This window comes from Patescibacteria group bacterium, assembly GCA_028710985.1.
Classification (GTDB): domain Bacteria; phylum Patescibacteriota; class Patescibacteriia; order JAHJFT01; family JAHJFT01; genus JAQTTB01.
Genome location: JAQTTB010000001.1, coordinates 650061 through 662960 on the forward strand (window position 1 = coordinate 650061; position 12900 = coordinate 662960).

Genomic DNA, 12900 nt, shown 5'->3' on the forward strand with positions numbered 1-12900 from the left:
ATGGATAAAAATCAGGCAAAAATTAGGATAAAAAAATTACGCGATGAAATCAATCGCCATCGCTATCTTTATCATGTTCTGGACAAGATTGAGATTTCCGACGCCGCGCTCGATTCCTTGAAGCACGAGCTCTGGAAGCTGGAGCAGGAATTTCCGTATCTCATTACCCCGGATTCGCCGACCCAGCGCGTCGGCGGCGTGCCGCTCAAAGAATTCACGCAAGTCCGCCACGGCTCGCCCATGCTTTCCATTGAAGATATTTTTGAATATTCCGAGCTCGAAGCGTGGCTCGAGCGCTGCCGCAAGATTCTAGCGCGCGAGGATTTTGATTTTTACACCGAAATAAAAATGGACGGTCTGGCCTTGAGCCTCATTTACCGCGACGGCGCCCTTGTGACCGGCGCGACGCGCGGCGACGGCCGGACCGGAGAAGATGTCACGCAAAATGTAAAAACCATTGAAGCTATTCCGCTCCGCCTGCGCGAGCCGAGCCCGGCCGAGATCAAGAATTTTGGCTCTGACAAATTTAAAAAATTTGTTGAATCCGGTTTCCGCGGCGATTTTGAAATCCGCGGCGAGGCATTCATGACCAAGACGGTTTTTGAAAAATTGAACCAGGAACAGAAAAAGAATGGCCTGCCCGAATTTGCAAATCCGCGCAATGTTTCCGCCGGCAGCATCCGCCAGCTTGATTCCAAGATTACCGCGTCGCGGCATCTTGATTTTTTTGGCTACGATGTCATCACCGATCTCGGCCTGGAATCTCACGAGCAGGTTCACGATCTGATGAAGCTTTTGGGAATCAAGATTAATCCCGAGAGCCGCCACTGCCGGAATATTAAAGAGGTCCATGAGTATCATGAAAAAATTCGTAAAATCCGGCCGCGGCTCAATTATTGGACTGACGGCATCGTGGTAATCGTAAATTTCGTCCCGGCGTTTAAAAAACTCGGCGTGATCGGCAAAGCGCCGCGCGCCGCCATTGCTTACAAATTTCCGGCCGAGCAGGTCACTACCGTGGTCCGCGAAGTGCGCTGGCAGGTCGGCCGCACCGGCGCCATCACGCCGGTCGCGGTCATGAATCCGGTGCATGTCGCCGGCACGACCGTGACCCACGCGACCCTGCACAACATAGATGAGATTAAGAGGCTCGGCGTAAAAATCGGCGACACCGTGATTTTGGAAAAAGCCGGCGACATTATTCCCAAGGTGGTCAAAGTCCTGGCCAATCTGCGCGGCGGCAAAGAAAAAGAAATCCGCGCGCCGGAAAAATGCCCGGTCTGCGGCAGCCCGATTGTCCGCCGGAGCGGGGAAGTGGCGATTTATTGCTCAAATTCCAAATGCTTTGCCAAAGACATGGAGCGAATTATACACTTTGTGTCCAAGCGCGCTTTTGATATTGACGGCCTGGGCATAAAAATCGTTGAACAGCTCATGAACCAGGGGCTGGTCTCAACACCGGCTGATATTTTTACACTTACCGCCGGCGACGTTGAACCGCTTGAAAGATTCGCGGAAAAATCCAGCGCCAACCTCGTTGCCGCGATCAAGGAGAAAAAAAATGTTTCTTTCGCGCGATTCATTTATTCACTGGGCATCCGCCACATCGGCGAAGAAACCGCGGTCAAACTTGCCGAGCACTTCGGCCGGCTTGAGAATTTGGAAAAATCAAATCTCCCGGAACTCGTTGCGGTTCCGGATGTCGGCGAAGTGGTTGCCCAAAGTGTATATGATTTTTTCCGCGATGACCGCAGCAAAAAACTCATTGCCGATCTGATAAAAAACGGCGTTAAAGTCGGAACCGAGGCGGTCAGGAAAAACCGTCCGCTCTCGGGCAAGTCATTCGTTCTTACCGGCTCGCTTGATTCAATGTCCCGCGATGAGGCCAAGGACCGCATCCGCGCGCTCGGCGGTGATGTTTCTTCCACAGTCAGCAAAAACACGGATTTTGTAGTCGCCGGCACCGAACCCGGTTCAAAGTACGACAAAGCAAAAAAGCTTGGCGTCAAAATCCTCTCCGAGTCCGAACTGTTGAAGTTTTTGAAATAAAGGCTATAATAATGTAATTAAGCGGCATAATGGAATAGAATCGCTATGGCGAAAAAGATAAATGGAAAAGAATATGAGGCTTGGTCAAAAGAAGAATTGATCAAGGAAATAGTCAAAATCAAAAGCACGACCTACGGGCTTGTTTGGCATCGCGATTTGCCGGAAGAAAAAATTGATATCCTCATCAACCCTGATGCGCGCACGCCAAATGAAATGTTTCCGAATGAAATGGCAGGTAAACCGTTTCCAGTCTTGAAAGAGGTTAAAAGTAAAGCGATTGAATCGGATAAATCAAAACTCGTAAATCTTTTGATAGAGGGAGACAATTATCATTCTCTCGCTGTCCTAAATTTCACACATCGCGAAGCGGTTGATTTAATATACATTGATCCGCCCTACAATACAGGCAATAACGATTTTATATATAACGACAAATTTGTTGATAGAGAGGATAGCTTCCGACATAGCAAGTGGCTGTCTTTTATGGAGAAGCGTTTAAAATTAGCCAAAAATTTATTAAAATCAACCGGGGTAATTTTTATTAGTATCGATGACAATGAGCAGGCTCCACTACGGATGCTTTGCGATGAGATTTTTGGGCAAGAGAACTTTATTACTACCATTATCTGGCAAAAGAAATATTCTCCGCAAAATGATGCAAAATACTTTTCTGATATGCATGATTTCGTCTTAGTTTATGCCAAGAAGAAAAATTATGGAACAGGGTCTGATGGTTGGAAAATTAATCTGCTCGAACGAACGGAAGAACAGAACGCGCGATATTCAAATCCAGACAACGACAAACGAGGAGTTTGGAAGTCTAGCGATTTATTGGTAAAAACCTACTCAGCAAAATATGATTACGAAATTATCACCCCTTCGAAAAGAAAGGTTTCTCCTCCCAGGGGTCGCTGTTGGCGTGTGTCTAAAGAAAAGTATGTAGAAATGGTAATAGATAATCGTATTTGGTTTGGGAAAAACGGTGACGCTATCCCATCGATTAAAAGATTTTTGTCTGAAGTGCAACAGGGTATTGTCCCCTCCACTATTTGGTTTCGTGACGAGGTTGGGGATAACCAAGAAGCCTCACAGGAGATAAAAGACATTTTGGGCTTCATTGCTTTCGATAATCCAAAACCGACGCGTCTAATAAAGCGTATTTTGCAACTTTCTACAACTAAAAAAAGTACTGTTCTGGACTTTTTTGCTGGCTCCGGAACTACTGGTCACGCAGTTTTACAGCAAAATGAAGAAGATGGCGGACACAGAAATTTTATAATTTGTACGAATGATGAAAGTAGCATCTGCAAAGATATCTGCTATCCGCGTGTAAGGAAAGTTATAGATGGGTATAAGAATCAAAAAGGAGAAAAAATAGGCGGGTTGGGAGGAAATCTCAAATACTACATGACTGACTTTGTGGAGGCGGAGCCGACAGATAAGAATAAAAGAAAACTCGTCAAAGAATCAACGGATATGCTCTGTATTCTGGAAAATGCCTTTGAGCTTGTCCAGGAAACACCCGAATTCAAGATTTTTAAGAATACTGATAAATATGTCGGCGTCATCTTCTACGAGGAAGCGATTGGCGAATACAAAAAGGCTATTAAAAAAATCGATGGACATTTTAATACCTACGTTTTCTCAATGAGCGATGATCCACACGCAAGAAAGTTCGCTGATGTCAAAAAAAAGGTAACGCTCTGTGCAATCCCCGAAGTGATACTTAAGGTGTATCGGGAAATTTTTAAATAAAATTATGGCCAAAAGACAACAAAAATATTTAGCACCGGATGAGCCAACTACGCTTCTTGTAGCATCCAAAGTGGCAAGAGAAAAAATTTTTTCTCAAATTGGGAAAGGCAATACACTTTTGGAAAAAAATTTTTCCTCCGCAATGGAGCCGCAAGGCTTAATAAAAGACTATAATAAATGGAATGACTATAACAAGGAACTCCTTGGGATACTTTTTACTGGCAAAAATGTCGTGAATGATTACGAGAGGCACACGCATGTAACCTATTCCTTCATGAGGGATGCTAGTGAAGAGTTTGAAGATTATAAAAAATTAATTAAAGGAGCTATTGATGAACTAGAATCATTGGACGAGCGGCTAGATCTAATACCTGAAAATCAGTTTATGAGAGATCTTGAACCAAGCGTTAGTTCACCTATTTTTAATAATAATAATAATAATGTTTTTATCGTGCATGGACATAACGATGGACTAAAACAAACAGTCGCCAGGCTAATTGAAAAATTAGCACTTAACCCGATTGTTTTACACGAGCAAGCCAATGGGGGAATGACTGTTATTGAAAAATTCGAAAAAAATGCAAATGTTGGATTCGCGGTCGTATTACTTACGGGAGATGATATAGGTGGCGCCAAAGATCATGCACAAGAAAAATTTAATAAACGTGCGCGGCAAAATGTCATCTTTGAGCTTGGATATTTTGTTGGTAGATTAGGGAGAAATAGAGTGTGCGCCCTATATGAGAGTGAAGTCGAATTACCCTCGGATATAAATGGAGTACTTTATATTAAATATGATTCATCGGAAAGTTGGAAATATCAATTATGCAAAGAATTAAAATCCTCTGGTTTCTCGGCAGACATGAATCAAATTTAAAATATGATATTTGAATTTAAAGATTATCAAGAAAATACAGTCGTAAAGTTGAAGCGAGAAATCAACGAGCTTTTGGATGCGGACGAAAGTAAGGTTTGCATTTTCAAGGCCCCAACTGGCTCGGGTAAAACGCTGATGATGGCGGAATTTTTGAAACGACTGATTGATTCGCGGATAGACGGCAAAAGGTTTTCGTTTATCTGGATTGCGGTCAATAAACTACACGACCAGAGCAGAAATAATCTGAAGAAATATTATGACCAAAGTGCCGTAGGCATAAAATGTTCATATTTTGAAGATTTGGATGATCGCAGAATTGGAGAAAATGAAATTTTGTTCTTGAATTGGGCGAGTATTAACAAGAAAGACAATTTATACGTACGTGCAAATGAACGGGATAATAATCTTTCAAGCGTTATTGCTCGCACAAAGGACGAGAGTAGGATAATTTTTCTCGTGATTGATGAGAGCCATCACACCGCGAATAGCGAGAAATCAAAAGAACTCATCCAGGATATTGGACCGAAAATTACGATTGAAGTTTCGGCTACGCCACAACTCAATAATGCGAACAGGATAGTGGAAGTGGAACTCAAGGACGTGAAAGACGAGGAGATGATCAAGAAAGAAATTATCATTAATCCGGGTTTTGAAAATTATATTATTGATAAGAAGAAAAGCGATAAAACGGCGGATGAGCTCGTGCTAGAAAGTGCGCTCAAGAAACGCATTGAATTGCACAAGAAACTAGAAGCCGAGGGATCGGGCGTGAATCCGCTTTTACTCATTCAATTACCGGACGCCATGCAGGGAGTTTCGGACAAAAAAGACGAAATTATCGCCCTACTCAAGAAATTTGGATATACGACAGAAAACGGACGGCTCGCGATTTATCTTTCCGACAAAGATAACAAAATAAACTTAACGAATATAGAAAAAAATGAAAACGAAGTGGATGTGATGATATTCAAACAAGCAATCGCGCTCGGTTGGGATTGTCCGCGCGCCACAATTTTGGTTCTATTCAGGCAATGGCGTGAAGAAAATATTACCTTTTCTATCCAAACGCTTGGTCGTATTATGCGCATGCCGGAACAGAAACATTACAACGATCAGGATTTGAATGTTGGTTATGTATTTACGAGTTTGCAGGATATTAATGTTGCAGAAGATTTGTCTCGTGATTATATTACAACTTTCACGGGGTTTAGAATTAAAAATTATAAAAATCTTAACTTGTTATCTTATCACTCAAAACGTTTCCGTGAGGAGACGCGCCTTTCTTCCGACTTTACCCCGCTTTTCATCGAAGCGGGAAAGAAGCTGAATGTCAAAGAAAAATTTTCATTCAAACATAGTATTTTAAAAACGAGCTTGATTGCAAGCGGTCGTATTACTGATGCCGACAAGGAGGCGAAAAGCATCGAGAAAAAAGGAACCCTTGATATTCCTAAAAATGAGGTTGAATTACAAAATGCCTTTGATATGTTCGCACATAATAATCTTGCGCCATTCGCACCGGAACAGCGCTCGATAGGCCGTATTAAAAGCTCAATATACGCATTGTTTGAAGCAACACGAAACGAGGATGAATGGCCAAAGATTCAAGCCGCCGTTTTAGCGGAGGAAAATCGCCAGGTTATGATCGATATTATTAACCTTGCAAAAGAGATGTATCAAGAGGAAGTTGGAAAAGGTAAAAATGAATTGATAAAAAATGAGGAGTCCTGGAATGTGCCGAAAGTAATAAATTATACCCTCTCTTTTGCGAAGAAAGATTACAAAAAGTCAGTAATACAGCCGTACTATGCGAAAAAAACCGGCGTCGGAACAGCGAGTTTATTTGAAGAAGACAGTGAAATCGAAGTTGATTTCATTGACTATTTGGAAAAATCAAAAGCAGTCGGATGGTGGTTTAAGAATGGAAAAAGCGATACGACATATTTCGCTGTGCCACATGTTGAGCACGGAGTTGAGAAACCATTCTATGTCGATTTTGTGGTAATGCAAAAAGATGGTCGCGTCGGTTTGTTCGATACAAAGGGTGGAATTACTGCTGAAACAGCGAAATCGCGTGCCGAGGGATTGGCGAAATATATCGTTGAACAAAACAAGAAGGGCAAGAAATTATATGGCGGAATCGTATTGAAAGAAAAAAATAGTTGGCGTTATCACGATGGACTAAAATACGAATACAATCCAAACGATTTAAAAGATTGGAAGTTTTTAGATTTAAAATAATTATGACCATCTCTCTAACCGAAATTAAACACTTGGAAGACCTCGCGCGCATTGAGCTTTCTGACAAAGAGCGCAAACTTTATTCCGAACAGCTTTCGTCGATTTTGGATTATGTTAACAAATTGCAGGAAGTTGATGTCGCGGGCGTTGAAGCAACCGCGCACGCGAGCGAATCGGAAAATGTCTGGCGGGAGGACGGGGTTATCGCTTGTCCCAAGGAAGAGCGGGAGCGGATCCTCAAGAACGCGCCCGAGCGCTCGGACGATTTATTCAAAGTAAAATCGGTTTTTTAGTATGGAGCCCTGCGAGTTAAATATCCAGGAGGCCCACGCGCGCCTCAAATCCAAAGAATTGAGCGCCGCCGAGCTGACTGATTCCTGCCTCAAAGCGATCAAGAAAAAAGACGGAAAAATTTCCGCGTTTCTTGAGGTTTATGAAAAAGAGGCAAAAGAGCGCGCCCGTGAAATTGACGAAAAAATTGCGCGGACCGGAGAAGTCGGGCCGCTCGAGGGCATTCCAATCGCCATCAAGGACAACATGATGTACACCGGCCATGTTTCTTCCGCCGGTTCAAAAATCCTGGAAAAATACCAGGCAACTTATACTGCCACCGCGGTGGAGCGTCTCATCGACGCCGGCGCCGTTATCATCGGCCGGACTAATATGGATGAGTTTGCCATGGGTTCGTCAACCGAAAATTCGGCCTACGGACCGACCAAAAATCCCCATGATTTAAAACGCGTGCCCGGCGGATCGTCCGGCGGCTCGGCCGCCGCGGTCAGCGCCAACATGTGCCTCGCGGCGCTTGGCTCGGATACCGGCGGTTCAATCCGCGAGCCGGCGGCTTTTTGCGGCGTGGTTGGTCTAAAGCCAACCTATGGCCGTGTTTCGCGCTCCGGCCTGATTGCCATGGCCTCAAGCCTGGATCAGATCGGCCCGCTTGCCAAGACCGCGCAGGACGCGTCCTGGGCGGCGCGCGCCATCGCCGGCATTGATGCCAAAGATTCCACGAGTGTGAATGCCGAACCCATACCCGCCGAATTCCCGGACAATATCAAGGGAATAAAAATCGGCGTGCCGGCCGAATTTTTCGGCAAAGGGCTGGACTCCGGAGTCGAGAAAGCCGTGCGCCAAGCCATTGCGAAGCTCGAGAAACTCGGCGCCAAGATTATTGACATTAAACTGCCGTACACTGAATATGGGCTCGCGGTATATTATATAATCATGCCGTGCGAAGTGAGTTCCAATCTCGCGCGCTTTGACGGCATGCGCTACGGCAAAAGAGAGGCTGGCAAGAATCTTGCCGAAGTTTATAAAATTACCCGCGGAAAAAATCTCGGTCCCGAGGTGCGCCGCCGCGTCATGCTCGGAACGTACGCACTATCGGCCGGATATTATGACGCTTATTATACCCGCGCCCAGAAAGTCCGCACACTCATCCGCAATGATTTTAAGGAAGCGTTCAAGAAAGTGGACTGCATCGTCGGCCCGACCGCGCCGACCGCGGCATTCAAGCTCGGTGAAAAATTCAATGATCCGCTCACTATGTATCTTTCCGACATTTACACCGTCACCGCCAATGTCGCCGGCGTTCCGGCAATTTCTATTCCCTGCGGCCTGGCGGATAAACTGCCGGTTGGCCTGCAAATTATGGGCAATCATTTTGATGAAAAAACAATTCTGCGCGTCGCGAATGCGTACGAGCTTGTAGGAAGTAGCTTGTAGGTTGTAGGAATTAGGAAGTTAGCTTGTAGGTTATGGAATCAGATATTATTAAAAGTTATCGAGATTTGGTTGTTTGGCAGAAGTCAATGGATTTAGTAACCAAGATTTACGAATTGACTGAGCAGTTTCCGAGGTCGGAAATATTCGTTCTCACTGCGCAGATGAGACGTTGTGCTATATCGATTCCCTCAAATATCGCCGAGGGTAGAAGACGGGGTAGTCGGATTGAATTTCGACGCTTTCTAATTATCGCGTTTGGTTCCGGGGCCGAACTTGAGACCCAGCTCGAAATAGCTAAGAGATTATCTTTTGGAAAAAATTTTGACTTCAGTGCAATCGAATTATTACTCAATGAAATAATGAAGATGCTCAATAAGATGATTGCGACATTGAGCAAGTAGGCGTATTTCCTACAAGCTGATTTCCTAACCTCCTAATTCCTAAAACCAAGCATGATTACAGTTGACTACTCATATTTCGAAAACACGTCATTAATTGAGCTCCTCATCTATTTCTTGATTGGCGCAATTATTATATTTTTTCTTGTTTGGAGTATTAATTTGCTTCGTCGTTTTCTCCGCCGACCCGAGCTTGAGGGCCTGGACCGGAAGGGGATTCAAACGCGCTGGCAAGAAATTGAATCCATGCTTGGAAAGGGAAGCGAGATGACCGACAAGGTGGCCATTCTTGAAGCCGATAAGCTTTTAGACCACGCGCTCAAAGCCATGGCCATGCCCGGCACCACGCTCGGCGAGCGGCTCAAAGTCGCGACTTATAAATTTCCCAAGCTTCATCGCGTCTGGTGGTCGCACAAACTACGCAATCAGCTGGTGCACGAAGCGAGTTTCAGCGTCAGCCACCGTTCCGCCAAGTCGGCGATTGACGGTTTTAAAAACGCGCTCAAAGAACTTGGCGTACTTTAACGAGCCTGCCTACCGGCAGGTAGGCTTGTAGCTTTTTAGCTTGTAGGAATTTTCCATTCGCAAGCTACCAGCTACAAGCTACCAGCTACAAGCTAGTATGATTCCATATCTTCACCTAACAACCTTTAATCTCGGACCGATTCAATTTCAAGTCTGGGGAACGTTCGTCGCCCTGGGATTTATTGCCGCGATTTTATGCGCCTGGGTTTTTCTCAAACGCCGCGGTCTGAATCACGAAGCCGTCTGGGATATCAGTTTCGCCGGCCTTGTCGGCGCGGTCATCGGCGCCCGGCTCGGGCACGTGTTTTTTTACGAATGGCATTATTACGCCGCTCACGCGGCCGAGATATTTTACGTCTGGAAGCCGGGATATTCTTTTTTCGGCGGCTTGTTCGGAGTGATCGCCGGGTATTTGATTGTCGCCCGGATCAAGAAACTGAATTATTTTAAATACGCGGACGCGCTGGCTTTCGCCGCGCCTCTCGGCATCGCGGTCGGGCGAATCGGGTGTTTTTTGATAAATGACCATCCGGGCATACGCACCGCGTCGTTTCTGGGCGTTCATTATCCGCTCGGCGACCGTTTTGACCTCGGCCTCCTGGAATCCGCGGCCGCCGCGATCCTGTTCATCATTTTTATTATGCTCGCGCGCAAAATGCGGACAACCGGTTTTTTCACCGGGCTGTTTCTTATTATGTATGGCGCAGTGCGTTTTGGCCTTGATTTTTTGCGGATCTGGGACGGTCCGGGTGCGGAGGCGCGCTACGCGGGCCTCACACCGGCTCAATATTTTTCCATTGCAATTTTTATTATTGGAATCGCGTTGTTATTAAAACTGCGCGTAAAAAAAATAAATGTCCAAACACAAGCCTAAACTGCCGTACGTTATCGCGTTCATTACCGGCATGTGTATTATGGCGATTGAACTCACCGCGTCGCGCCTCTTGGCGCCGTATTTTGGTACATCTCTTTTTGTCTGGACTAATATTATCGCTGTCATCATGCTCGCGCTCGCGATTGGTTACTGGTTCGGCGGCCGCATTTCCGAACGCCGTCCGGAGCTGTCGCTGTTGCTGAAGATAATTTTAACTGCCGGACTTTTTTGTTTCATTATTCCATTTGCGGTTGAGCCGCTTTCCATGGTTGTGCTTAAGGATTTTTCCGGCAGCGCCCCGGCGTCGGTTCTGATTCTCGTTGGTTCATTTTTTTCCACGCTAATTTTATTCTTCGTGCCGATTATGTTTCTGGGAATGTGCAGCCCTTTCCTGATTAAACTTGCATCGATTTTTGACCACAATATCGGCAACATCTCCGGTCGTATCTTTGCTATCTCCACGGTCGGCAGTATTGTCGGCACTTTTTTGCCGTCGATTGTATTCATCGCCTGGGTTGGATCAAAAAAGACCGTACTCATCTTTGCTGTTATCCTGATTATGACTGCCGCCTGGGGTCTGGCCCGGCGGAAGCATTATGCCTGGTTTGGATTTTTTATTTTCGTCGCCGGTCCGTTATTTGCGCCTTCGGCCCTAAGTTACGATCCGTCCATAATCTATCAAACCGAATCGGTCTACCAGTATATTCAAGTGCGGGAAAGAGAAGGGCTACGCGAATTAATCTACAATGAAGGAACCGGCACGCAATCGGCTTATCGTCTCGGGTCTGACTTGATCGGCCGGATGTATTTTGATGTTATGTCCGCCATCCCGGCATTTTTTGAGAAGGAAAATATTAAAATTTTAAATATCGGGCTTGCCGGCGGCACGGCTGTTCACGGCATGCTTGAGATTTTTCCGGACAAAGTATTCAATATTGACGGGGTTGAAATTGACGATAAGGTAATCCAGGTTGCGAAAAAATATTTTGACCTCGATCCAGCCAAGGTAAACATTTTCAATCTGGACGGCCGGATTTTCGCCCGAACCTCGGAAAAAAAATACGATCTGATTCTGGTCGATGCTTATTCAAACCAGCTTTACATTCCCTGGCACCTGGTAACCGATGAATTTTTCTTTGACCTGGGCAATATTCTTGAACCCCAGGGTATTATAGCGCTTAATCTCAATGCCACATCCGAGGAATCCCGGCTTTACCGCGCCATTACCAATACCATGGCTCATAATTTCAAGTATGTTTATACCGCGCCGGTGGCCGATTCGTTCAATTACATAATTTTTTGCTCCGACGAGCCTCTGGAGTTTGACCGCCTGCTCTCGCACCCGGCCATTGTCGGCCGTCCGGATCTTTCGGAGATGATCCATTATCTTTCCCTGAATTCAAAATTAGTGAAATTCAATTCAGTCGAAGAGTTGCTCACCGACGACCGCGCTCCGGTTGAGCACATGACCGACGCCATGTATTTTGACTATTTCACCAAGGAGCTGCATAAAAAATAATCGGGCTTATGCCAACGAATAAAAAAATCTACGATTGCGTAGTAATCGGCGGGGGACCGGCCGCCCTATCAGCGGCCATTTATCTTGCCCGTCAAAAGATGGATTTTGCATTAATCGCGTCGCAGGCCGGCGGGCAGGTCATTTTCAGCGAAGAGGTGGGGAATTATTTGGGATTTCGGACAATTTCCGGCGCCGCTCTTATAAAAAATTTCACCAATCATCTTACTGATTATAAAATCATTTTGATTGAGGGAGAAACCGTGAAACGCGTCTCCCGAAACGGCAAATCATTTATCGTCCGTACTGAAAATGATGCTTATTACTGCCGGACCGTGCTCGTTGCCACCGGCGAGAAATACCGCGAACTGAATGTTCCTGGCGAAAAAAAATATTTCGGAAAGGGAGTAACTTATTGCGCCACTTGTGATGCTCCGCTTTTTTCCGGCAAGGATGTTGTGGTGGTGGGCGGAGGCAACTCGGCCATGGAATCGGCTCTTCTTCTCGCCAAACACGCCCGGTCGGTTGCGATTCTCACTATTAATGATGCCCTCAAGGGCGAAAAACTGCTCATTGAAAGAATCAATCGCGACAGAAGTATTAGAGTAATCGCCGGCGCGAAAACCATCGGCATATTCGGCGATAAATTCGTGCGGAGTCTGCGCTACGAACAGGACGGCCGGCCGTACGACATCCCAATGCAGGGGATTTTCGTGGAGATCGGCCTGGTGCCGGCCGCTGACTTCATTGATTTTGTTAAGAAAAATAAAAAGGGCGAAATTGTTATCAATAAGTACAATGCCGCGAGCGTCCCGGGCATCTGGGCCGCCGGCGATGTCACGGACGTTACTGTGAAACAGATTGCGGTTAGTGTGGGCGAAGGCGCCAAAGCCGCGGTTCAGATTATCGGATACATTCAAAAAAACGGATAGCATTGCGC

The 12900-nt window shown here is 45.7% G+C and carries 11 protein-coding genes; all 11 read left to right on the top strand.

Features of this window, described 5'->3' with window-relative positions; all coding sequences use genetic code 11:
• The 11 genes from ligA to PHW53_03245 all read left to right on the top strand — a co-directional run bounded on the left by ligA (position 1) and on the right by PHW53_03245 (position 12892).
• On the top strand, positions 1-2049 hold the full coding sequence (gene ligA / locus PHW53_03195; protein ID MDD4995439.1) for an NAD-dependent DNA ligase LigA: 2049 nt from the start codon (positions 1-3) through the stop codon (positions 2047-2049).
• A gap of 45 nt (positions 2050-2094) precedes the next feature.
• Complete coding sequence (locus PHW53_03200; protein MDD4995440.1) at positions 2095-3804, top strand: DNA methyltransferase; 1710 nt, start codon at positions 2095-2097, stop codon at positions 3802-3804.
• A 4-nt stretch (positions 3805-3808) separates the two neighbouring features.
• Entirely contained in the window at positions 3809-4681 is an 873-nt protein-coding gene (locus PHW53_03205) for a nucleotide-binding protein (GenBank protein MDD4995441.1), read from the top strand.
• 3 nt (positions 4682-4684) lie between these two features.
• A complete protein-coding gene (locus PHW53_03210; GenBank protein MDD4995442.1) occupies positions 4685-6922 on the top strand; it encodes a DEAD/DEAH box helicase family protein in 2238 nt (745 codons plus the stop codon).
• A 2-nt stretch (positions 6923-6924) separates the two neighbouring features.
• Complete coding sequence (gatC, locus tag PHW53_03215; protein MDD4995443.1) at positions 6925-7215, top strand: Asp-tRNA(Asn)/Glu-tRNA(Gln) amidotransferase subunit GatC; 291 nt, start codon at positions 6925-6927, stop codon at positions 7213-7215.
• 1 nt (position 7216) lies between these two features.
• On the top strand, positions 7217-8647 hold the full coding sequence (gene gatA / locus PHW53_03220; protein MDD4995444.1) for an Asp-tRNA(Asn)/Glu-tRNA(Gln) amidotransferase subunit GatA: 1431 nt from the start codon (positions 7217-7219) through the stop codon (positions 8645-8647).
• A gap of 32 nt (positions 8648-8679) precedes the next feature.
• Positions 8680-9048 carry a four helix bundle protein gene (locus PHW53_03225; GenBank protein MDD4995445.1) on the top strand — a complete coding sequence of 123 codons (369 nt, stop codon included), beginning with the start codon at positions 8680-8682 and terminating at the stop codon, positions 9046-9048.
• A 51-nt stretch (positions 9049-9099) separates the two neighbouring features.
• Positions 9100-9570, top strand: a complete 471-nt coding sequence (locus PHW53_03230) for a hypothetical protein (GenBank protein ID MDD4995446.1) — start codon at positions 9100-9102, stop codon at positions 9568-9570.
• A 97-nt stretch (positions 9571-9667) separates the two neighbouring features.
• On the top strand, positions 9668-10444 hold the full coding sequence (locus tag PHW53_03235; GenBank protein MDD4995447.1) for a prolipoprotein diacylglyceryl transferase: 777 nt from the start codon (positions 9668-9670) through the stop codon (positions 10442-10444).
• Complete coding sequence (locus tag PHW53_03240; protein ID MDD4995448.1) at positions 10425-11963, top strand: fused MFS/spermidine synthase; 1539 nt, start codon at positions 10425-10427, stop codon at positions 11961-11963. The genes PHW53_03235 and PHW53_03240 overlap by 20 nt, the downstream gene beginning before the upstream one ends.
• 8 nt (positions 11964-11971) lie before the next feature.
• Positions 11972-12892 carry an FAD-dependent oxidoreductase gene (locus PHW53_03245; protein ID MDD4995449.1) on the top strand — a complete coding sequence of 307 codons (921 nt, stop codon included), beginning with the start codon at positions 11972-11974 and terminating at the stop codon, positions 12890-12892.
• Positions 12893-12900 lie beyond the last annotated feature (8 nt).